The organism is Aquimarina brevivitae (assembly GCF_004216895.1).
In the GTDB taxonomy this organism is placed as follows: Bacteria; Bacteroidota; Bacteroidia; order Flavobacteriales; family Flavobacteriaceae; genus Aquimarina; species Aquimarina brevivitae.
Genome location: NZ_SGXE01000001.1, coordinates 897,415 through 922,851 on the forward strand (window position 1 = coordinate 897,415; position 25,437 = coordinate 922,851).

Here is a 25,437-nt window from a genome sequence, read left to right on the forward strand (position 1 = left end):
TTGATTTCTTTGTTTTCATTAAGTTGAACAAATCTTTTGGTTTGTAGATTGAGATATCACTTTGTTCCCATCTGCATTGTTACTTAATTGAAAAGTTAAGTTACAAACTTAGGTTCTGTAGTTTTTTTCGTGTCCGGGATATTTGAAATTCAAAAAATCCGGACGTATTTATGAAAAACTAAAGCAGCAAACTCTTGTTAAAGTTTACTGCTTATTGCATAGAGGAAAATAACTCTATTCACAAACTAACTTATTGTAATGATATATGATTACAGTATTATTACCTTAAAGGATTTTGTACTACTGCTTATTTATCGATATTATAAAGGTCTGCAACTTCTTCATAAGACATTTTATTTAAGTTCTCCACAGACCTTCCTGCGGCTTGACCTCCAGGGATAATTACATATCTAAAGTCGTTAAAAAAGGTGAAATTATTCGTGCCTCCATCTGTAGTGTTGACTCTAACCTGTATGCTTGTTTCTCCTGCTCCTTCAAATAATCCAAATGTATAATTTTCATTTTGAGAAGATAAAAGATAGGGAAGAATATAAACTCCATCAGTACTGCTATCTGTAGCTCTTCTACCATATACAAAAACTGCATCTGTGTTGGCGTTAAACTCAGTATCGCTAATTGCACCCAGACCCATAAGGTTTGTTTCTTGTGCCCCATCTAACAAGAAATCTCTAGGTATCCAGTCCGAATAGATTACATTAGCAGTCCCTGGATCCCCTTGATCACCTTGAGGTCCCTGATCACCTTGTGGACCTTGTTCTCCCTGAGGACCAATAGGTCCTGCCGGTCCGTCTTCTCCTTCGCAAGAAAAGATCGTTATTGATACTAAAACTAGAGCTGTGTACCGAATTAAATTTTTCATCGCTTTCATTTTTTATGTTTTTAAAAGTTATGATACAAACATATAGTGGGGTACTGATCTCTATGTCCGACATGTTTGAAATTCAAAAAATTCGGACGTCTTACTATAGTTGTAGTTCATTTTTAATTGATCACCCTGAATAGGCTTAAAAAAAAGGAGATACTTATGGTTCTCCTTTTTTATAGCAATTCTTTATTTTTAATTTACTCCCCTGGTAGCCATAATTGCGGCTATATAATAACACTCTGGACATAGGAAAAAAGGGACAGGTTCTGGTTGCCTATTATCCTGTCCTCCTTTTATGCAGGCTAATTCCTTTCTGTTCAATTTTTTAAAGTTTTCAAGATTTTTCATTTCTAAATAGTTTTGATTAATATTAAAATCATATTTCTTAATAAACTTAGAAGAATGGAGTGTTTTAATATCCTAAAATTTTGAAATTCAATAAAACAGGACACCTTCAGTTAAACATTTTTTTGCAATTAAGTATCTGTTGGAGGTCATCTCCAAGACCTTCCTTAGTCCATAGCTCAAGGTCTTCTAAGATAATCAGAGGGTTTTGATCAGCTTCTATATATTTTGCTATTGAAATTACGAGAGGATCTTTAAAATCACTTATCTTAATTATTGATTTACCTCCTGGGATCGACAATTTTTTTTGATATAGGTAACAAAAGACCATAACTAAATCTCCCTCTTTAGCTTTTACATCTCTAAAACAATCAGAACTTAGGGAAGAAATGTTTTTGACCTGTAGCAGGTTCTTTTGATCATATAATACACTATCGATCCTTATTAATCCTTTTTTAAAATGGTAGTTTTTCTTTTGTATAGAATGTTGAAGATCAGTTATTGTTCCTAAAACAACCAGACCGTATTTTTCCCCACAGTTACCTATAAATGGCCCTGTTTGGTTCCACCAGTAGGTATAATTAATACTTATAACATTAGCGCCGGGATTTATGGTTTTACTGAGTTCACTTTTAGGGACATTACAATAAAAGAAACAAAGACTTACTATAATTAGTGCAATAAGGGTAATCAATACTATGGATTTTTTAAAGGAATGCATGGCTAATCTTCTAGTAAGAAGGTAACCTTTATATGATACTTGGTTGGCTGTTTCATGCTACCAATGTAGAAGCCCTGATTTCTATGATTTGAGTTTTCAATAGCCACAACCTTCCCTATTTTTCGTCCTATATTTGATGCAATAATCATTGCCTGACTTTTTGCATCTTCAGTAGCTTTTTTACATAGTTCGCCTATTTCCTTATCAGATAGTTCCTCTGCATATACGTCTACTCTAGTGTTGATAACACCCTCTACTTTTTGGCTTAAAATACGCTTTACTTCATCCATAGAATTTGTATGATAAATATAAAACTCGGAGGTGTTATAGGCGTATGATGAGAGACGGTACAGCACATCTTCTTCAAACTGACTAAAATCAATATTTACTTTACTTAGAGCGGATGCATATTCCTTTTTTACCTGGTCAATTGTTTTACCGTCTACATTGCGGTAATTATCCGGGTAAATCTCCCTAAATTCTATGTTAACTATATAATCTTTTATTTTATTTTTTTTAATTGTTTCTCCAAAGACAGTTATAGTGTTTTTTTGTTGTGCATTCATTACGCAAAGACTTAAAAAAAGGATTAGTGTTATTGTTTTAATAGATTTCATGCTAAGTATATTTTAAATTTAATTTTATGGGAAAACAGTTTCTTTGAGGCACCATTGGTCAGAAAAGTTAAGATGCTGTTGAATAAAATCGTCAGTGCCAAATTGTAATGGGCAATAGGCAAGGTTTTGATTGTCATTGATTTGAAGTTCAATTCTGTTATTCACACCAACTGTTCCTATACTTTGGTCTATTGCTATCTGATCTCCTACAGCGACTGCTACATTTAAAACGTGGTCATAGATGATAAGCCAATTGGGTAGCTCAGATGGTTTGATCCATATCTAATAATCATCAATATTAGGGTTGTTCCTAATGTCTACTACAACTCCTTCCGAAACTGATTGTACAGAAACAGCTGCCTGATTTGTAAAATATTCTATGGCCGGATTTTTTTGTGAAGGAGTAAGGTCTGCCCCAAAAGGAATGATGGTATCTACGTGACCTAAGGCTACTGGCGGTATATTTAACACAGGTGGATTAGTATCCATTTCATCACTATTGCATCCTTTAAGAAGTATAAGCAATAGGATGAACCCCTTTTTTATAAAGAGACTTTTATAATTTATATTTTTTAAAATCTTAATCATACCCCCAGATATATTGATAAAAGATAGTATCTGGTTCAAAACTAAACCCATTAAGTATCCAGAGCTTATTGTTAAAATGTAGAGAAGTATGATAAGCTCTGGGGCTAAAGTTTTTAGGATGGGTTACAATTTCCCAGTTGATCCCATCCTGACTAAACCAAATGTCATTAAAAAAGTTTTGATTAGGCCCTGCACCTGCAGTCAACCACATTCCTTTTTCATTAGCGGTAAGTCCCTGATTTCTCCTTGGAGCGAATTGAGCTCCAGGAGTAGCTAAATTCCATACAAATCCGTTATCAGAATACCATACATCATTAAGGTAGTTATTGTTTTGGTCAAGTCCGCCAATCACCCAGATACGATTATTATATACGACAGTTGTATGACCGGTTCTTCTTCCGAAAGGAGCAAAGTTGGTAACAAGGTTCCAATGGGTGCCATCGGTTACCCATATGTCTGCATTAACAGTTCCCTGACTACGCCCTCCTATAAGAAACATTCTACCGTTAAAGGTTGTAAATGAATGAAACCTTCTTGGAGAAAAAGGAGCATTTGCCGTGGTCTGAACCCAATTTTTTCCATCTTTACTTTGCCATACATCATTGAACAGCGTTGCCCCTTGCATACCCCCTGTGATCCACATGCTATTTTTTGTAGGGGTCATCGCGTGTCCATATCTCGGCTCAAAGTTGGCCGAAGGATTAACAATTTTCCAATTTGTACCATCTTCGCTACACCATACATCGTTAAACGAAGTTTGACTTTCAATACCTCCTGTAACCCACATCTTTTTATTGAATATAGTAGAAGTATGTGATGCTCTTCCTCCATAGGGAGCTTCTTGATTTACAGTAATACCTGATTTATTACTATTTTTATAAAATTCAGTGTTTTCATTTGTTAATTGTGAAGTATCAGTGTTGTATACTTCTTCGGGTTCGCAACCGACAATTAAAAGAGATAATAGAAGGAATCGATATAGTTGATAATAGCTATTTTTCATTAGTATCTTTTTTATTATTAATTGAAAGTGTATAGAGAAACTGCTTATAATATTGGGTCCTTAATGAAGAGAAAAATCTAATCTCTGTATTTAGAAATATATAATTAGAACCAAACAGTTTGAATTTTTCAAACTGTTTGGTAATACTTTTAATTAGTAATTAAAACATCTTTAAATTTTGAATCAACAAACTCCCCTGTCTTTTTATTATATACCATATACTCCAGACGCCATCTAGTCGTTTTACCACTACCATAAATAGGAAATTCAACTCCTGAAGTGCTAGCTCCCGCATTTTCAGTTTCTATAAGGTCCAGGAAACCAGGATAATTCTCTGCCCAAAAACGTATTTTAAAATCCCTTAAATGACTAGGAAGTTCAGCAAGAACATCTTTAGGAAGGAAATAGGAATAAATCCCTTTCTCGTAAGCGTCTAAAGCGGAAGGTCCAAATACTCCGGGAATATGGGGGTTTTGCAATTCATCGTCCCCAGGGAATCCCCAGTCTTTTCCATTTTCTACAATTTCGATTTGTGGTGTAGAAAGATTTTCATCTTCGTTTTCGATTTCAGGTTTAGTACAAGATGCCAGAAGCACTATAGTACATAATACAGTAATTTTTTTAATTTGTTTTTTCATAATTGAAACATATTTAAGTTAATAAGCTTAAAGGTATAATCGATACGGTTATTGAATATCCAGTATGTTTGAATTTCAAAAAATCAGGACAAATAATTAGGGTAAAAAAGGATCCTCACTCCGTAGTTGATTAGCTTAGATAATGAGGATCCTGGTGTAATGAAAAGCAATTCGACAAAAAACCTAATCATTACTTGGCTTAATCGAAGATGATTCTTACTCAAGTTTTACTACCCAATAATCCCAACTTCCTTTACCTGTACCACCAATATCTCCTCCGGGACCTTGTGTATATCCTGCAAGGATATATCCATCATTGGTTTGTTGTATTGCATTTGCATAGTCTGATAGAGGACCACCTAGACTAATCTCCCACATTAACACTCCGGTATCATTTATTTTTAATACCCAGTAATCTAGAGCTCCTAAATTAGTACTGGTATCAAAGTCGTTAGAGGCAGAGTTGCCTGCTATGATATAACCTTGATCTGAGGTCTGCTGAATTGAGCTGGCTGTATCGCTTTCTGATCCTCCTATATTGTTTTCCCAAACGATGCCTCCAGAAATATCAAGTTTTACGATCCAAAAGTCCCTTCCTCCGTGGTTATCAGTAACATCGATATCTGAGGATTCAGAATATCCAGCGATAATATAACCTTGATCTAATGTTTGTTCGATGTCATAAGCCAAATCTTCAGATGATCCCCCTAAATTTGTTTCCCACACCAGATTACCTGAAGCATCGAGCTTTACAACCCAATAGTCTTCTTCTCCGTAGTTAGTACCCACATCACCATCTGAAGATGCAGATGATCCGGCAACGATGTATCCTCCATCATTTGTTTGCTCAATTGCTCTTGCGATATCGATCCCACTACCACCAAGGTTTTTCTCCCACACTAAGCTACCTGTAGTATCTAATTTTATAATCCAATAATCAAGACTCCCATTATTTCCTCCAACGTCGCCATTTGAAGATGACGTAAAGCCTGCTACTATATAACCTTCATCCATTGTTTGCTGAATGGAATTAGCTCCTTCATTTCCACCACCTCCATAATTAACCTCCCAATCCAGAATGCCATTCTGGTCCAATTTTACCACCCAAAAATCTACAAAGGAACTATCTCCACTAATATCCTGATCACTAGAGTTAGAGGATCCCGCAATTATAAATCCATTATCTGACGTTTGTCGAATGCTATTTCCACGTTCATCAAGAGATCCACCCAGGTTTGTTTCCCATATCAAATCACCAGAACTATCTAACCTGATAACCCAAATGTCTCCGCCTAAGTAACCATCATTATCATTATTGCTTTCTACATCTCCGTCGTCAGAATAGGATGTGCCTACAATGGCGTATCCACCATCTTGTGTAAGTACTACAGCATTGGCTTCATCAATTTGAGAACCACCAAAGGACCTTTCCCAAGCTATAGAAGGTTGTTCATTTGTTGTCTCACCTTCTGACGTTGTAAAATCAAATGTATTCTCAGAGGTACCTCCGTTACTATCAGAAGCCACTACTTTACCGTTATAATTCGTTTGTGCAATAAGGCTTTCTAAGAGGAATTCCGTAGTTTCTATATTTGACTGTATTTCGGTATCTCCCAGAAACACGGTGTAGGTCACTAAATCATCATCAGGATTAACTGCAGCATTCCAAGATAATAGTGCAGTATTATTTGTGATTTGGTCAACTTCTATATTAATATTCCCAGGTCTTTGATTTTGTGGATTCGTTGTGGTTTCGTCATCATTGTTACATCCCAAAAACCATAGACAAATGATAATAAGATTTGCTAAATAAACTTTCTTTTTCATAAATCTCGCTTTTTCGTTATACACAGTCTTATTAATCGTATAAGAATCATAGCCTTTTTACAATTGTTGACTGGGTAACATTAAAAGTATAAGAGCAGCGCGTGATGGTTGTCCAGAAAATTTGAATTTCAAAGAATTCGGACAACTTACCCTTCTTGTCTATATGTGCTAGGTGATTTTCCTGCTAGTTTTTTAAAAGCACTATAGAATGTAGATTTTGAATTAAAACCAGATTCTAGACCTATGCCTACAATTGTGTAATTAGAATAGTTTTTATTGGTAAGTTTCAGTTTGGCATCTTCAACTCTAAAGGTATTAATGTAATCTGTAAAGTTTTTTCCTGTAAGTTTATTTACTAGTTGAGATAAATAATTACTGCTTATTTTAATTTTATGAGCAACACTACAAAGCCCTAAGTTCGGGTCTCTGTATATTTTAGCTTCTTTCATTAATTGCTCAAGTTCTTTAAAATAAGAGTTATCGTTGTTTAAAGAAGAAACGCCACTATTGTTATAGATGTGCGTAAGCTTTTTTTCCGTGAGTTTTGCTATTAATTGAAACAGAAAGATATGATCTTTAGTAAAAAAGTTCGCTTGGGAATGCTCTGAATCCAGAACACCAATAACTTTACCTTTAATATAAATAGGTACTGACAATTCAGATTTCCTTACTGCATCATCTACAATATATGCTTTGTTGCTAGTAACATCCTTTATACATTGGTATTTTCCGGTTTGTGCTACTTTACCTACGATGCCATTTCCAATCTTTATTTGGATTGGACTTACAATTTTTTTCTCTCCATTATTTTTGTTGCCAAAAGCAGCTTTTTGAATCAAAGTCTTATTTTCTTTATCAAGCATATATATTACACAATCTTCGAGATTTAGGTAAGCAATACAATTTTCTACAATATCCCAAAGTACTTCATCTTTATTGTTTTTTTCGAACAATGAAGTAGCAAAATAACTTAACACAGAAATTGTTTGTACTGGTGACCTTCTTAGAATGTCAGCATCTAATTCTTCAAAATTTTCCTTTAAATATGGAATACTATCTTGATTATTGTTTTTTGCTGATGACTCTTTTCTGCTAGAAATTCTCTTTGACTTTCTGGTAGAATTCTTAACGGATACGTCACTGTAAGCATCAAACTTTTGATGAATTAAATTGTTTTGATTAAGATGAATATCCGATGTATGTTGCAATACGATCTGCGTTTTATGGTATCCTTTTTTAGAAGATTGTAAGGTGGTGTAGCTAGCTATAATTAAACCCAATGCTATACTGAAAAATAGGATTTGATTAGTAAATAATGCAATTATTAGTATGCTTATGAATACCCCTTCAAATAAATGATCTGTGCTTAAAGTGCTTCTGAATTGTTTAAATTTTAGAAAGTCCATTTCAACTGTTTTTTGTCTTTCAAATAGTGTCTAACCTCATAGTTTAAGAATGAGGATCATATATTTGATTGCTTTTGATTACACTAGCAAGATAGAATGGGAGTCAAAATTAGGATTGTACTATAGTTACAAAGACTTGTACTTCTGTTACATTTTGCTGTAAATAGCCTAAAATCAATAGTTTTGTGCTACTTTCTAAAGTCTGAAGGAGGTTTGCCAAATTCTTCTACGTAAACTCTTGTAAAATAAGCTGGATCTTTAAAACCGGTCATGTAGGCTATTTCTGAAATGCTTAGCTCGTTTTTTATAATCAATTCCTCAGCTTTTTGTAATCGAATTTTTCTGATAAACTTAGTAGGAGATAAGCCGGTTAGATTTTTAAGTTTTCGATATAAATGCACTCTACTTATGTTTAGATTTTCGGCTAATTGAGGTACTCCAAATTCATCATTGTCTAATTCTTTTTTGATAGTTTCTATGACTTTCTTCATAAACTGATCAATAACCTTATGATTAGGAGTAATCGTGACATCACCACTCTGATACTTTTGCTGTAGTTTTTTTCGCGTGCTAATTAGGTTGTTTACTCTAACTAGCAATTCATTACGATCAAAAGGTTTCGTAAGATACGCTTCTGCTCCAATTTTTAACCCTTCTAACTGATTTGCTTGTCCAGACTTTGCGGTAAGTAGAATGAATGGAATATGATCAGTTTCAACGTGTTTTCTAATTTCAGTACCTAAACGGATTCCATCCCAATTAGGCATGGTGATATCTGAGATAACTAGATCAGGTATGTGCTTTTTACATAATTTCCAGGCATCCAGACCGTTTTTTGCTTCTAACACAAAAAAATTGTCTTCTAAACAGAATTTAATATAATCTCTTACCTCTTTATGGTCTTCAGCAATTAAAACTATGGGGTTGGAGTTGTCCTCAATAGCAATGAAATCTGCCTGTACAGGCTTATCATCTTCATTAATTAATAAGTCAATTGGAGCATTGATAACGAAAGTGGAACCTTTATTCTTTTTGCTTTGTACGCCAATCGTACCCCCTAATAGTTGAACTAGTTCTCTGGTTAAGGTTAATCCTAAGCCTACGCCTTCAGCATTGCCTGGGCTTTCTTTTGAGAAAGGTTCAAATAATCGAGAAACATATGGTTTGCTAATGCCAACACCTGTATCTGTAACAGAAAGATTAACCATAGCATTTTCAACATCCACCGCTATATTTAGTGTTATAGTTCCCCCTATTTTATTATACTTTATGGCATTCGAAATTAAATTATAAGTGATTTTTTTCCATTTATCTTCATCGTAAGATGCAAAAATTGATTGATGGGAAGTTATAAATTTTAATTCAAGGTTTTTTTGTTTTGCTAAGGAGGTAAAGGATTGAAATAGGTACTTTTGAAAAGCTATAAAATCACCATTGTCTAACTGCATGTCAAGTTGCTTATCCTGCATCTGGGCTATTTCTAAAATCTTTTGTACTTGATTAGAAAGATGATTAGTTTGATCTTCTATTTGATTTAGATGACTAGTAGCTAAGCTGATTTTTTGATGCTTTAGTTTAGCTTTAATTTGATCTGTGGCTCCCAGAATGACAGTTAATGGTGTTCTGAACTCGTGTGCAATAAGGTTGAACCATCTTGATTTGACTTTAGACAAATCACTAATGTATTCTCGTTCTGCTTCAGCAATTTTTCTACGTAATTGAATTCTGTAAATTAGCCAAATCATTGCTGCTGCTAGTAAAGAATATAGTATGTATGCAAAGTTGGTTTTATACCATACTGGATACACTACTATTGGGATTGCAGTATACATTGCCTCCTGCTGATCTTCAAAAGTAGCTTTAACTTTGAGCTGATATTTTCCCTTTGGAATGTATGATAACCTCAGGTCTCCGTCTTTTTGTGGAGGAAGCCAGTCTTTGTGATAATTTCCCAATTTGAATTGATACCTAACCTTATCTTGTTTTTCAAAGGTTAGGGCTCGGAACTTAAAGTTTATACTTTGATCTTCAGGATAGATTTCAATTTTTTTGTCACCCAATTTATTTTTTGAAGGAAATTTATAATGTAAGGTAGTATCCGCCCTGAATTTGGTGTACGATTCCCAAATCATATTTGGAGATTTCTTGATTGAAGAAACCAATTTATCAGGATGAAAATATTGTAAACCACTTTCACTACCCATCCAGATAAAATCATTCTTATCAATGTGAGCAGAACCAATGAGCATAGAGTTATCATAGAGCCCATCGGTCGTCATAAAGTTATCAAATTGTCCGGATTCAATATCGTAGCTTAAAATTCCATCACTTATTGTACCTAACCATAATTTCCCTTTTTTATCACTGATTACATTTAAAATTTTGTCATTAGGCATTTCCTCACTCCTGAGAAATCTCTTAAATTTTTTAGTTTCAATATCTAAACTATTAAGGCCTCCGTCTGTACCTATCCATAAAGTTCCTTTCTCATCCTGTGCTATGGATTGTACAAGGTTAGAACTAATACTATTAGGGTCCTTAGGGTTATATTCGTATATGGTGTAGGTGTAGTTAGTACCCTTTTTTATTTCGCTAGCGTTAGTGATCTTTAGTAAGCCTTTGCCAAGGCTACCGATCCACATATTATCCAGTTTGTCGTAATACAAATCTATTACACCTGTGTTTTCACTAAATAGAGGTATTCCAAAATAACTTTGATTTTTAAGATCATGGATAATAATGTTGTCCCATTGAGCTATCCACAGCCTTTGATTTTTATCCTCTGTGATACTCCAAGTATCACTGGGGGTAAATTCTAAATCCTGAAAATAAAAGTACTCTTCAGATGTATTGTGAGGATTGATTTTAATTAGGTCGGTCTTTTTTTCAGTATCTGAAGCAAAAATGTATACGAAACCATCACTACCACAAGTCATCGCATAAATGGTATGATTATTTATTTTTTCAATAGGATTGCTACTATTTCTATCCCATCGATATACCCCATCAGTTAACGCAAACCAAACTTGATCATCACAATCAATAATTTCTCTGACTTGTCCAACTTTTCCTAATATTGGGTGATGAAATGGTTTGTGCTTTATCAGTTGAAAAGCTCCTAGATTAGTGCCAATCCAGTAATTGTCCTCGTTGTCTTGAAACATGCAGTTAGCTCTCACTTGAGAAGTAGGAGGAAGCCCTAAAAGCTTTCCTAATGTAATTACATCTCTTTTTTGATAATTAGATGAAAACCTATAAACTTTATCTCCTCCATTTACCCATACCCGATTTTTTTTATCTTTAAAAATAAAGGGACGATCATTTAGTGAACTTTTATACGTACTTTCAAAATTCAGTTTTTTTCTAAAAACACTATCGCCTTTATGATTTTGTATTAACAGCTCGTTAGTTTTATAAATTAATAGACTATCTTTTGATATTGATAGCATATTGAGAATATCGTTTATGTCTTTATCATAGGATATTCGTTTAATACTATCATTCATTACCCTAAAAATAGAAGCCTGATCCTGCTGATTCTCTAGATTTTGATATTTCTTTTTACCCAGTATAAGTATCGTTCCATCACTGGAGATACTTATGTTGTCAGTTCCCTTAGTATAGAAGCTGGTTAATGTACTGTCAGCTATATTAAATCGAAATGTACCCGTTAACCCTGATATCCAAATATTATTACCTTTATCTGTAATTAACTTTTTTGTTTTATTAATAACATTTGAATTGTAGTCTATGGTATCCGGAAGAATTTTTAATTCTGTAAACTTTTCTTGATAAGGATCAAGTATCATAACACCTCCTCCGAAGGTTCCTATGCCTATTTTACCATCTTTTAGTTGAGATATGCTTCTTACCCAGTTACCTTTAAGTGAACTGGAGTCTCCAGCTTTGTAGGTGAATTTTTTAAAGTTTTTTCCGTCAAATCGATTGATTCCATATTGGGTAGCAAACCATAAAAAACCATCTTCATCTTGATGGATGTCAGTTATCCAATTGTTAGACAAGCCATCAAAAATAGTATAACGCTTTACCTCAAACGATGTTCGATTTTGAGCATAAATATTACCACAGTAAACCAAGATAAAAGTGTACAAGTATACAACAATAGTGATTGGCTTCATGGAATATTCAGCGTAAGAAAGGTTAAGTACTGCTAATATACTATATACCTTATAAATACGTGATAAATGTATGAGACTATTTGATCTCTAGGTTGATTACCTCTGATTTATTAGCTTCAAGTTGCACCTTATAATTTCCTACCGGAAGATAAATCACGTCATTTTTACTTTTGGTAATTTCGTCATCTGGAAACTCTTTTTCTAAATAGGATTTACCTTTTTCTGTTATGGAAAGATCGTAATCAATATAGTTTAAGCCCTTTTCAAGAGAAACAGGTATTGTTTGTACTACTTTTTCCTCTGGCGAAGTAATTAACACATTACTTTTTACAGCCTTAGATGAGTATATCTTAAGAGTCACTGAGGGTTCATAAGGCTCAAGCCATTTGCTCCAGGTGTTTCCCCATTGGGGTGACTTTTTAATACTTTCAATTGTGAAAAAATGAACATCTTTGGCTAATATCTTTTCGTTTAATTGTTGTAATGGTGCTATGTTAGCTAAGTAGATACTACGTCCGTGAGTCCCTAGCAACAGATCATTTTCTCTAGGGTGTACAACTAAATCGTGTATTGCTACGTTAGGTAGATTGCTTTGAAATGCTTGCCAAGACTCACCGCGATCAAAAGAAACATAAGCTCCATTGTCTGTACCCACATAAAGAACATTTTCATTTTTTGGATCTTCTTTGATAACATTGATGGGAGACATCGGAATGGTTTTGCCAATTTCCTTCCAATTAGCACCGTAATCTTCACTTACATAAAGATAGGGTGTAAAATCGTCCCATCGATACCCATTCAACGCTACATAAACGCGTTCCTTTTTATGTGATGAGGCAATTACTCTGGACACCCATAGGTCTTTAGAAAATGAATTTGATATTTTGGTCCAATCTCCACCGCTGTTTTTAGACACATACACCAATCCATCATCGCTACCAGTGTATAACAATCCAAATTGAAAAGGAGATTCTGCTATAGTCGCTATTGTTCCATAGGCTACATTTCCTTTTTTACCACCAGTAGTAAGATCCCCAGAAATAGCCGTCCAATTATCTCCTTGATCCATGGATCGCATTAATTTATTGCCCCCTAAATACAATATGTCTTGGTTATGCGAAGAAAGTAATATAGGTGTTTGCCAGTTAAAGCGATATGGTGATTCGCCTAACTCATGTTTTGGTTGTATGTACGTTCGTTTTTTGGTATCTAAATTTAGCCTATAATAATTACCAAATTGAAATCCTGTATAGACAACATTACTGTTTCGATGATCAACTTGTACTTGCATTCCATCACCTCCCATAATTGACCTCCACGGATATTGACCACTCTGATGCCAATAGCTATTTTCTTCTGCATTATGAGGACCTACCCATACGCCATTATCTTGTAATCCTCCATACACATTGTAAGGTTTTTCAAAGTCAATGTTGATGGCATAAAATTGACCAACATTTGGCTGATTGGCTTTAATCCAATTTTCTCCATCGTCGTAGGTAATATTGACACCCCCATCATTACCATTGATTAAATGTTCGGGATTATTGGGGTCTATCCACAAGGCATGATGATCCGCGTGAACATTTTCTTTATTTATACTTTCAAAGGTTTTACCTCCATCTTTTGATTTTAAGATGGGAACTCCAGCGATATAAATGTGATCTTTATTTTTTGGACTTACTCTTATCTGTGCAAAGTAATAGCCGTAACTATAGAACAAATCATCAAGATAGTCTTTATGCGTTTTTTTCCACGATTTTCCCCCATCGTCGCTTCGATATACTTCTGCACCTACGACCGGGGTATCGAACAATAGCGAATTGGCATCTTCTAAATAATTAGCTAAATCAACAGGAACAACAGTTCCACTGCGCACCATTTGTTTGATATTCTCAGCCCTATATTTTTCTTGAAACCCATTTTTCTTTAAAAATACATTTAGCTTTTTATCATCCAAACTTAGAAATTCTTCTTTGGTCATCTTTTTGAAATCGTCTTTCGACAATCCGGTGGAGGCTTTTTCATCTTTTTCTTTTGCCCTTCTAAACTGACTATCGTGTATAAGATAGACTGTATTTTCATTAAACACGGCTAGTCCTATACGACCTACTCCTTCACCAGTAGGCAAGCCACTTCCTTCAATTGAAATTTTTGTCCATGTATTTCCCGCATCCGTACTTTTGTACACTGCTGATCCCGGTCCGCTACCTGCGAAGTTCCATGCTTTTCGATCTTTATCCCAGGCAGCTGCGTACATGGTTTTGAAATTACCAGGTGTAGCAGCTAAATCAATGATACCTGTTTCATCATTTATAAAAAGCGTTTGTTTCCACGATTTTCCCCCATCTGTAGTTCTGTAAATGCCTCTTTCGGTATTGGTAGAGTATAAATGCCCGGTAACACCAACTACTACTTCTTCAGGATTATCAGGGTTTAGCAAAATTCTACCTATATGGTGAGAGTCCTTCAGCCCCATATTGGTCCAGGTTTTACCTTTGTCTGTAGATTTGTATACGCCAACACCAGCATAGGATGATCTCGAGGAGTTATTTTCTCCTGTACCCACCCAAATAATATTATTTTTCCAATCTACCGCAATGTCTCCCACATTAATGGTCTCCGCGTTATCCATAATTGGGGTAAACGTAGTACCATTATTTTCTGTGTACCATAGTCCACCCGAAGCATAACCAACATAAAACTCTGAAGGTTTGTTGGGGTTGACATCGAGATCCACTACTCTACCACTCATCACCGAAGGCCCTATATTTTTAAAAGGAACGTTTTTGACAAGCGAATTTTGTTCGAGTTGTTTTCTTTGTTCAAAGCCTCTGGATATGGCGTCAGCTGAAGTAGAAGGCTGTTGTGCCTGGATAGTTAAAAAAGTAAATAAAAGCGTGACTAAAGATAGACGAGTTTTCATGAAATTCTTATTTGAAGAGCTGAAAGTATTGATTGTTAAAATAAAGAAAAAATTTTTAGACATTGTTTAACAATAGATGCTTTTTGCTTTAGTATTTTTGGAAAAATTCAAAATTTATAACTACGAATGAAGTATCATCCCATTGACAAGAAGCTTTTTATAAAAAATAGAAAAAATTTCACCAGCCAAATGAAACCCAGCAGTATTGCTGTATTTAACAGTAATGATATCTATCCAATAGGAGCAGATAGTACAATGCCCTTTCAGCAGGCTCGTGATTTGTTTTATTTAAGCGGTGTGGATCAAGAAGAAAGTATTTTAATTCTTTTTCCGGACGCACCCCATGATAAGCACAAAGAAATGTTATTTCTAAAAGAGACGAATGAACATATTGCAGTTTGGGAAGGAGAAAAATTAACTAAAGAAAGAGCTTTTGAGGTTTCTGGAATTAAAAATGTGTTTTGGTTAAAAGATTTTGAAAAAGTGTTTTTTGAAATCATGACACAGTGCGATACCGTATATGTAAATACCAATGAACACTATAGGGCAAATGTGGAGACAGAAACCAGAGAAGATCGTTTTACAAAATGGTGGAAATCAAAGTATCCTGCACATGCTGTAGCTAAAAGCAATCCTATTTTGCAACGCTTACGATCTATCAAGGATCCAATCGAGTTAGAGATTATGCAAACCGCTTGTAATATCACTGAAAAAGGATTTAGGAGGTTACTTAATTTCGTAAAGCCTGGTGTGATGGAATATAATCTTGAGGCTGAATTATTGCACGAGTTCATCAATAATAGATCCAGAGGATTTGCGTATACTCCGATAATCGCAAGTGGCAATAATGCCAATGTATTACACTATATAGAAAATAATCAAGAGTGTAAAGCTGGAGATTTAATTTTGATCGATGCCGGAGCAGAATACGCCAACTACTCTAGTGATTTATCAAGAACGATCCCTGTTTCGGGTACCTTTACAAAACGACAAAAAGAGGTATATAATGCGGTGTTGAAGGTAAAAAATGACGCTACCAAAATGCTAGTGCCAGGAGCTATCTGGGCAGATTACCATGTGGAGGTAGGTAAATTAATGACTTCAGCACTGTTGGATCTTGGTCTATTGGACAAAGCTGATGTACAAAATGAAGATCCAGATTGGCCAGCATATAAGAAATACTTTATGCACGGCACTTCCCATCATATAGGTCTAGACACTCACGATTATGGAATCCTTACAGAGCCAATGCAACCTAATATGGTGTTTACGGTAGAGCCTGGTATTTATATCCCTGATGAAGGTTTTGGTATTCGACTAGAAGATGATGTCGTTGTACAGGCAAATGGAGAGCCGGTAAATCTGATGGGTAATATTCCTATCGAAGCTGACGAAATTGAAGAACTAATGAATTTTTAATAGAGTTTAAGAAAAATTAAAAAAGGCATCTTGATTAGATGCCTTTTTTTGTTGTATGTGATGGGGTAGAATTAGGTAAACTATTATTTCGTATAAAATTGTTCCTTACCTAAGAGGCTACGTGATATTGAAGAATTTTTCATTTTTCATTTTTATAAAAAAAAGTTAAAAAAACTTCCATTTTATAAATAAGTGTCTTACATTTAAGTACTTAACAACAACCTCACACAATGAAATCAATTAGCAAACTTCCACAACCACTGCGGAAAACTTTCCTTGTTTCCCCATTATTACTAAAGTTTAATTCTTGTATATTCTTTAGTTCTTAGGATTATTTAGGCTTTTATTAAAGCCCAATTTCACACATTCAGTACACAATTCATTTTAAAACTCAATTCACATCACAATGAAAAAGTTGAAGCTTTGTATCGTTTTGATACAATTATCTTCCTATTTGGTAATTGCTCAGAACGATCCGTTTAAAGTCAATGTCATTCCCCCATCACCAGAAGCAGCTCAATTAGCTAAATATGCAGATATCCCGGTAAGTTTGTATACTGGTACTCCTAATATCAGTATACCGCTATATACTATTCAAGAACGAGGCATCACCTTACCTATTTCCTTAAGTTATCATGCTTCCGCGCATAAAGTTGAAACCGTTGCTCCAAGAACTGGATTAGGATGGAGTTTGAATGCAGGAGGCGTCATTACTCGAAGTGTAAGAGGTGTTCCGGATGAATACGATTCGGGTCAGATAACGGGATTTTTAGCTCAAGCCCAACAAATGCGAGCTATGGATTCAATTTGTTCTAAAGACCCCTCGCTTTGCGTAGAAGCTTATACCAGAATTGAGGATAACAATCTTAAGGCAGAGTTGCTCGATTATTTAACAAGAGGATGTAGAGATGCTGAGCCTGATCTTTTCTATTTTAATGTTAGCGGTTACACGGGTAGTTTTCAGTTTGATTGGGAAGGTAATATTATAATCGCTTCAGAGGATCCAATTAAGATTGAACCCATAGGATTGGCTCCAAACAATGATCAATTTATTTCAGGTTGGGAACTCACAGCCCCCAATGGGATTAAGTACTTATTTACGGCGATAGAAACTCAGCGAAATTTTGAACTTATTGATATAAACGATATTTGCCGTTCTTTTTTAAACGATATACGGCCTCCACAGGGATGGTTTTTAACCGAAATAAATGACCCCAATACGGATAGTACAATTAATTTTGATTATGAACCTTATTATCAGAAAACGTATGTTCAGTCTATGTCATCAAGGACGCATGACTTTATTTATTTTGACATACAGAATGATTATTCCAGTAGTGAGCGAAAACTAAGGGTAGATATTGATGGTCAGTATTTAAAACGAATAACGACTTCTTCTGGATTAACAACTATCGATTTTTTTCAGGATCGATCTTTTCGAAGAACTGATTTTGGTATAGGTAATGGGGATAATGAATTGTATCCTCTAGGGGGACTAGCTGTTACTGATAGCAGGGATAAAGTTGTAGATAATTGGAAATTTGGTTATGATAATTCTACGGGAAGACTGACCCTAAAGTCAGTACAAAAAATTTCAGAAAATAACATACCGCCCTATCAATTTGAATATAAAGGTTCCCTGCCTCCGACTACTTCATTTCAGAGGGATCATTGGGGGTTTTACAATGATAATAGCGCTAAAACCTTTGTACCTCACACGATGTTTGGAGATCGTGAGCTACCAGGGGCAGATCGTTCACCTCACCCAACAAAGGTTACCCAAGGACTAATTCAAAAAATTATTTATCCAACTGGTGGTTACGATGCATTTACTTTTGAGCCACACGACTATAGTTACAAACAAGGTACTGAACTGATTAAAGAAGAAACTATTCCTTACACATACAATGCGTCAGCACCAGATTACCCCAGAAATATAGGTCTCAATGAAATGGTAACTCCGTTTACTAAGAATGATGATAGTCCAGTAAAACTAACGATTAATGCTACTTATCTTAATGGGGACATATTTGGCCCCTTTAGACATAACGTAACAGTTAAAATAGTAGATGATAAAAATGAGATAGCTTGCGATCAGTGTTACTTTTTTCAACCTGGATTTTATTCTGAACCTGAGTTTGAAGATGAAGAAAGAATAGATCAACGTGTGAGTGTAATTATCAAAGATTTATATCCAGGAGATTACCAATTAGTTGTCTCTACTGAAATTCCTCAAGGCACAGATCTGAACGGTTTAGTCGAAGCAGCAAGCGCTAATGTTTTTTGGGAGTCAGGTACCGGCAATTTTTTTACGGAAATAAGACAAGGGGGTGGATCGCGAATTGCAAAAATTCAACGTCATTATGGTTATAGCAATGAGGATAAAATTTTGAAATATGATTATAGAAAAGAAGAAGATGGAGCAAATAAGTCAACAGGTTCTCTTCTGGAATTTAAGCAAATTTATGAAGATGTAGTAAATTATTGTGTAGTTTCTGGTCCATTTGGTGACATATGTCAGGATGATCAAAAGTTGGTTCGATCTGCTCAAAATCGATCTGCATTAGGTTCCACTCAAGGAAGCCATGTTGGATATCAAAGTGTTGCCATACGATACGGAAATCAAGCAGAAAACGGTAAATCGGTTCATTACTTTACCTCTCCACATATCTATGGAGATACCAGGAAAGATGAAGTACCTTTTCCTCCAGCTATTAGTTTTGATTATAAAAGAGGGTTACAAACGGGATTGGAAGATTACAATGCCAATGGTGATTTAGTTCGAAAGTTAAAAAACGACTACAAGTTTGAGCAAACTTGGATTAGAGCTTTGAAAATGGGTTGGAAAAGGCCAAGAACTAGTCCTCAATACGCTAGAAATTTTACTATGCTACAGGATTTGGCTTGGGGTAGATATGCTAATGTTTTAGGGTTTTCGCAATTGAAAAAAACAGAGGAAACATTATATCTCGGTGAAAACTTTGATAAAGAATTTACAACCGTAAAAGAATATACATACTACAATACCCATAACCAATTGTTTGAAGAATCGACTACGGATAGTGAGAACAAAAAAATCATAACACAATATAAATACCCACTCGATTACGCAAGAGGTACTTCTGCTGTTTTGGATGCGATGCAGGATAGAAATTTAATTGCAGGTGTTGTGGAAAAAGTGGTATTTGAAGAGAGTGAAACGGGTACAAAAAGATTGCTTTCCGCCCAAAAAACAGATCATAAGTTTTATTCAGGCAATATATATCCTCATACAATTCATACCGCTAAGGTCAACGAACCTATTACTACATTAAGTCCTTTCTTTACTGCAAAATATTTATACGAACCTAGATATGAATTTAAGGAGTATAGCACCTATGGTAATCTATTAGAGCAAGCTGAACTTTATGGTAATATTACTGCTTATATCTGGGATAATGATGGAGTATATCCTATAGCTAAGGCAATTAATGCAGAAAGAAATGAAATTTTCTACACTAGTTTTGAAGCAAACGGTGATTTAGGAAATGCTAAAACCGGAGCCAGGTATTTAAATGGAAGTAGTTATACCATTCCACCCGCTCAAAGACCCTATGGAAATAATCTGGTAATGACTTATTGGTATTATCAAAATGGGCAATGGCAATTACAAAATGAGATTCCTTATCAATCGACCATTTCACATTATGGGGCTAGTAGATTAGATGAGATACGCGTATATCCGGAAGATGCACACATGTCAACTTTTACTTACCAAAATCTCGTAGGCGTCAATACGGTATCAGATCCTAACAATACTACAACCTATTATGGGTACGATGACCAGAAAAGATTGAAAACAATAAGGGATCAGGAATACAATATACTGGAACAGTATGAATACAATTTTAATAAGCAATAAATCGAAATAGTTATGAATAATTCAACAAGACTTGATAGTTTACCTATTCAATTTATAATCATTGTATTGCTGTTGACGACTATTTCGGTTAGCGCGCAGTATATCACTGGACCTTCTACGGTTAATAGAGGTAGTAAAACCATACATACTTATTATCCCCCATCAGGGACCATACCTTTTAATTACCGCTGGGAAATTACCGGGGACCAATCTTATCGATCATTAGGAGGATATAGCATTGAAGTCACCTGGTCTAACTATGCCTCATCAGGACTTATAAAGTTCGTTTCTTTTACGGGTAATGCACAGCAAAGTGTTACTATTGTTGCTCCACCACCACCGCCACCGCCACCGGTGGTTACGAACACCAAAAAATGCGGATTAGGAACATTAACCATGGTGGCTTCAGGTGCACCCTATGGGGGTTCTTACAGATGGTATAATAGTAATAACGTTTACTTGGGGAGTGGACAAACCAGAAGTACTACGTTTTCTTTCAGCCTTGGTAATCCAATACAAGAAAGAATATTTTATGTCAGTACTTATAAGAATGGGGTAGAAAGTGCAAAAACTCAAGTCACAGCTCGCTCTTATCCTTTGCCCTCATCTGTTAGTGCAGGAGCAGATAGTACTTTTTGCATAACTGATTCATTTCATTTTTTACAAGGGTATCCATCAGGTGGGACATGGTCAGGAAATGGGGTTTTCGGATTCTTTTCTAGCTATTATTTTAGTCCAGGAACTGCTACATCAGGTCAACATACGTTAACCTATACCTATACCAATCAGTATGGTTGTAGTCGCTCTGATACAAAAATTGTGACGGTTAGAGAGCTACCTATAGTTTACGCTGGCGAAGATTTAGGCCTGTTTAAAGATGGTGGAAGATACAACCTATCAAGAGTATTGGGGATTACTGAATCGGTACAGACGAATAGTTTTCAACTACAAAATAATAATACTACTTCAGTAGGAATATGGAGTGGAAATGGAGTGGTAGAAGATGGTCCTTGGTTTAACCCATCTATAGTCAATGGTACTAGTGTAGTTACCTATACGTATTCAGATGGCTATTGCAGCAATTCTGACAATAGAATTATAACTACCTATGACCCGCCTGAGATTACTTATCAGGGAGATTTAGTGCTAACTGACGACGAACCTACTGAAAAATTATCTTCTAACCAGGATTATCCGAGTTACCAATGGTATAAGGATAATATTCCAATTAGTGGCGCGATTAATAAAGACTATATCCTATCTGAACCAGGTAACTATTCGTTGAAAATCACTCTTCAGGGTGGAACCACCAGGTTTACTGATCCTGTGGTAGTGTATAAAAACAGTGATTTGGTGAATTATGTAAGGGTGCGCTCCGTGCAGCAGGAAGGATTTATGTCAGAATTATCGGTTCAACAGGCACCTGTATCACAAGTCAAAACTGTAACAAATTATCTGGATTACATGGGTAGGGCATTACAATCGGTGACTAAACAGTTTTCTCCTCAAAAAAAGGACTTGGTAACGGTAGCTACCTATGATCAATTCGGAAGACAAACAATAAAATATTTGCCTTATGTAGCTAGTTATGGGAGTGGAGCATTTAAACAGTTTGATGTTAGAGATCTTAGCTCAAGTCCACAGTATTTATTTTATCAAAATACAACCGATAAAATAGCCAATACCAAAGATCCCTGGTCAAAAAGTAGGGTGGAAGCTTCTCCATTGAATAGGGTAATAGAACAAGGTGCGGTTGGGGAGGATTGGCAACTGAGATCAGGACACACCATTAGGATGGATTATGCTACCAATTCTGACCTGGATGATATACCTATATGGGTAAAAACAGCAGAAGGTTTGAAGGCCAGTAAAAAATATGATCTTAATACATTAACACTGAATCAAACCACTAATGAGAACGGTCACTTAACTAGGACTTTTACTGACAAAAGAGGCAATAAACTTTTAGAAGAAACAGAGGATGGTCGGGGATGGAGAAACATAAATTATGTATTTGACAGCAAGGGCAGAATGACCTATGTAATTCCACCACAGACTATGGATATGTTAGTTTCCTCCTATCCCAAATTCATACCTAATACCGTTCTTGAGCAAGAATGTTATCGCTATGAATATGACTACCGCGATAGAGTTATTGTCAAACAACTTCCTGGTGCTGCCCCAATTTTTATGGTGTATGATCGGTGGGATCGATTAGTACTTTCTCAAGATGGTAATCAGCGAATTAATGACCAATGGAGTTTTACAAAATACGACGCTCTTAATCGACCAGTTATGACGGGTGTTACTGTGTTGTCAGGTGATAGAGCTTTCGTTCAGCAGCAGGTAGATCAGTTCTATGACCAAGTTCAAGTTAATGATTATTTAAGATACGAAGAATTAGGAGCACATCAGCATGGGTATACGAATCAGTCTTTTCCGACTATTAATGCTATCTCTGATGTAATTCTATCAGTAACCTACTATGATAATTATGATTTTGTATATCAACCCGGATGGCAAGGGCCGATGGGTATTGTAAAATTTATACCTGAGTTAGCTATTGATGAATATCTCAGTAGACCCAAAGGTAAAGTGACAGGAACTAAAATTAACATCTTGGGCTCTCAAGATTATGTGTACTATGTAAGTTTTTATGATGATAAGTATCGATTGATACAAAGCACTTCAACCAATCATTTAAATGGAACAGATAGGTATACAACCAGCTATGATTTTGTGGGAAAGGTTTTGCAAGAAAAAAGAACCCATCAAGCGCTAAATGATCAATTAATTATTCACAAAGAATTCACCTATGATCATCATGGCAGACCTCTGAAAACCTATCATACTATAAATGATGGAGATAAAATTTTGTTGTCTGATAATCAGTATAACGAAATAGGGGAATTGATAGAGAAAAACTTACATTCGACTGATAATGGAGCTAACTTTTTACAAAGTATAGATTATCGTTACAACATTAGGGGTTGGCTTAAAACGATCAATAATCCTCAATTAACGTTTAATCCTGAAAATAATGATGATACCAACGATCTCTTTGGTATGGAACTATACTATAATGATAGGGAGGCAACTTTAAACAATTCGCCCAGTTATAACAAAAATATTTCTGCCGTTACATGGAAAAGTGCAGCGCAGCAAGAAGAACAAGGATATGTATATACCTATGATCGCTCGAATAGACTAAAAACAGCATCCTATATAAACCTTTCGGATCCTTTAAAAAACGGCAGGTATTCTGTCGGAGGTTTACAAGGAATTATCGAGGATACCGGAATAAGCTATGATAAGAACGGTAATATATTGCATTTAAAGCGATATGGACTTTTAGCAGGTAATACTGGTGTAATAGATGATTTATTTTATCAATATAATGGTAATCAGTTGATTTCCGTAGATGATAGTGGCGACGCCTCGTTAGGATATAAAACCTCTGGTAGTATACAAAACGCAAACATACCCGCGCCAAATACCTTTTTGGGTACAGGAACCAATCGTTAAAAGGGTATATGAAAATAGTTATAATGAGATTCATACATAAATATATAGTGTTCTTTGTTGGGCTAGCATTACAAAACTTGGTAACCGGACAGATATTACCTGAGTCTACCTTTAATTATGATGATAATGGTAATTTGATCGTTGATACCAATAAAAATATTGTTTCCATCACCTACAATATTCTGAACTTACCAGAAGAAATTACTTTTTCAGATGGGCGAAAAATTCGAAATACGTACGATGCCAGTGGAAATAAACTATCACAAAAAGTAATCCTGGAAAATGGTAGCCAGCAATTAAAAAAAGATTATGTAAAAGCAATAATCTATAGCTCTAATTCATTGGAGTTTATACATACGACAGAAGGATATGTAGAACCGGATAATGATCGATTTATATATGTGTATCAGTATAAGGATTTGGTGAAAAACATTCGGTCTTCATTTAGTGATACCGATCGCGATGGGCACATTGATACCGTGGTAGGATACGTGGATAAAGATGGTGATGGTGATTTTAGTCAAGAGGTAAAAGAAGAGAAGGATTATTATCCTTTTGGACTTAAAATGCTAACGGAAACGAATGTAATCCGAGGTAGAAAACATGAGTATGGCTTTGCCGGCAAAGAAGAAATTGAAGCTTTTGATTTAGATTGGAATGACTTTGGAGCCAGAATGTATGAGAGCGCTTTAGGAAGATGGCATAGTATTGATCCCTTAGCAGAGAAATATCTTGGGATATCGATTTACAGCTATACTGCAAACAATCCAATAAAATATTATGATCCCGATGGCATGAGGATCGCAGAGGGTAGTATTTTTAAATGGAAAATAGAAAAGACAAAAATAATAGTAAAACGTGCCTTACTACAAGTTGCTGAAAAGGCTGTAAAAGCTACAAATCAAAATAAAGCACTCGGTAAAAATTTAAGTGATCGGGTTGCAGTTCTAGGAGAAACAATAAGTAATTTAAATACACTGGAGAAAAGCTCACAAGTTTATAGCTTAAATACAGGAAAAGAAGAAAATGGTGTTTCTTATGATTTATCTACAGGAAATATAAACATAGATTATACAAGTACAGCTACATTTGCTCATGAAACTAGACATGCCGGCCATTTTGAAACAAGAAGATTAGGTTTTGATAAATCATCTGGTAATACTGTGGCACAAGATACTCATGATGAAGTAGATGGATTTCAGTCGCAATGGGCTTATGATCCGTCTAGTCTTCCATCAAAAGTGAATTCAAAAGCGGATATTACACCTAAGTGGGTACAACTTCAACGTAATCCAACAACAGGAGATATGCCATACAGGCTTGGAGGAAGTGCCAACACAGGTCAAAGTCCTTTAAATATTGATTCAACAAGATATGAATTTATTAAAGCATACCCTCATCAAAGAGCATTGTACATAGAAAAATATGGTGATGAAAAATATAAGGACAAGACTCTTATTGATTTATTCCAAAACACTCACTACAAGAAATAATTT

16 protein-coding genes are annotated in these 25,437 nt (G+C 35.3%); 4 read left to right on the forward strand and 12 right to left on the reverse strand.

Annotated features, from left to right (window positions below; translation table 11 throughout):
- Nucleotides 1-307 precede the first annotated feature (307 nt).
- From EV197_RS03655 to EV197_RS03705, 12 genes are all read right to left on the reverse strand, one after another.
- Nucleotides 308-880 (reverse strand): collagen-like protein, encoded by a 573-nt coding sequence (locus EV197_RS03655; protein WP_130285371.1) that lies wholly within the window; start codon nt 878-880, stop codon nt 308-310.
- Nucleotides 881-1,078: 198 nt separating this feature from the next.
- Entirely contained in the window at nt 1,079-1,234 is a 156-nt protein-coding gene (locus EV197_RS03660) for a ComC/BlpC family leader-containing pheromone/bacteriocin (protein WP_130285372.1), read from the reverse strand.
- Nucleotides 1,235-1,340: 106 nt separating this feature from the next.
- Nucleotides 1,341-1,952: a hypothetical protein gene (locus EV197_RS03665; protein ID WP_130285373.1), complete on the reverse strand. Its 612-nt coding sequence runs from the start codon at nt 1,950-1,952 to the stop codon at nt 1,341-1,343.
- A gap of 2 nt (nt 1,953-1,954) precedes the next feature.
- Nucleotides 1,955-2,569 (reverse strand): SIMPL domain-containing protein, encoded by a 615-nt coding sequence (locus tag EV197_RS03670; protein WP_130285374.1) that lies wholly within the window; start codon nt 2,567-2,569, stop codon nt 1,955-1,957.
- Between the two features lie 24 nt (nt 2,570-2,593).
- Entirely contained in the window at nt 2,594-2,734 is a 141-nt protein-coding gene (locus tag EV197_RS17000) for a hypothetical protein (protein WP_165388994.1), read from the reverse strand.
- Nucleotides 2,735-2,851: 117 nt separating this feature from the next.
- A complete protein-coding gene (locus EV197_RS03675) occupies nt 2,852-3,058 on the reverse strand; it encodes a hypothetical protein (RefSeq protein WP_130285375.1) in 207 nt (68 codons plus the stop codon).
- Nucleotides 3,059-3,149: 91 nt separating this feature from the next.
- Nucleotides 3,150-4,160 carry a DUF6242 domain-containing protein gene (locus tag EV197_RS03680; RefSeq protein ID WP_130285376.1) on the reverse strand — a complete coding sequence of 337 codons (1,011 nt, stop codon included), beginning with the start codon at nt 4,158-4,160 and terminating at the stop codon, nt 3,150-3,152.
- 149 nt (nt 4,161-4,309) lie between these two features.
- Nucleotides 4,310-4,798, reverse strand: a complete 489-nt coding sequence (locus tag EV197_RS03685; protein ID WP_130285377.1) for a hypothetical protein — start codon at nt 4,796-4,798, stop codon at nt 4,310-4,312.
- 216 nt (nt 4,799-5,014) lie between these two features.
- Nucleotides 5,015-6,625: a fibronectin type III domain-containing protein gene (locus EV197_RS03690; protein WP_130285378.1), complete on the reverse strand. Its 1,611-nt coding sequence runs from the start codon at nt 6,623-6,625 to the stop codon at nt 5,015-5,017.
- Between the two features lie 146 nt (nt 6,626-6,771).
- Nucleotides 6,772-8,031, reverse strand: a complete 1,260-nt coding sequence (locus EV197_RS03695; protein WP_130285379.1) for a helix-turn-helix domain-containing protein — start codon at nt 8,029-8,031, stop codon at nt 6,772-6,774.
- 188 nt (nt 8,032-8,219) lie between these two features.
- On the reverse strand, nt 8,220-12,170 hold the full coding sequence (locus EV197_RS03700; RefSeq protein ID WP_130285380.1) for a hybrid sensor histidine kinase/response regulator: 3,951 nt from the start codon (nt 12,168-12,170) through the stop codon (nt 8,220-8,222).
- Nucleotides 12,171-12,246: 76 nt separating this feature from the next.
- Complete coding sequence (locus EV197_RS03705; protein ID WP_130285381.1) at nt 12,247-15,096, reverse strand: VPS10 domain-containing protein; 2,850 nt, start codon at nt 15,094-15,096, stop codon at nt 12,247-12,249.
- A gap of 126 nt (nt 15,097-15,222) precedes the next feature.
- Here EV197_RS03705 and EV197_RS03710 point away from each other — a divergent pair, with 126 nt between their 5' ends.
- The 4 genes from EV197_RS03710 (at nt 15,223) to EV197_RS03725 (ending at nt 25,434) form a co-directional block, all read left to right on the forward strand.
- Nucleotides 15,223-16,515 carry an aminopeptidase P family protein gene (locus tag EV197_RS03710; protein ID WP_130285382.1) on the forward strand — a complete coding sequence of 431 codons (1,293 nt, stop codon included), beginning with the start codon at nt 15,223-15,225 and terminating at the stop codon, nt 16,513-16,515.
- 406 nt (nt 16,516-16,921) lie between these two features.
- Entirely contained in the window at nt 16,922-20,416 is a 3,495-nt protein-coding gene (locus EV197_RS03715) for a hypothetical protein (protein ID WP_130285383.1), read from the forward strand.
- Nucleotides 20,417-20,428: 12 nt separating this feature from the next.
- Entirely contained in the window at nt 20,429-23,941 is a 3,513-nt protein-coding gene (locus tag EV197_RS03720; RefSeq protein WP_130285384.1) for a DUF6443 domain-containing protein, read from the forward strand.
- 23 nt (nt 23,942-23,964) lie between these two features.
- On the forward strand, nt 23,965-25,434 hold the full coding sequence (locus EV197_RS03725) for an RHS repeat domain-containing protein (RefSeq protein WP_165388996.1): 1,470 nt from the start codon (nt 23,965-23,967) through the stop codon (nt 25,432-25,434).
- Nucleotides 25,435-25,437: the final 3 nt, after the last annotated feature.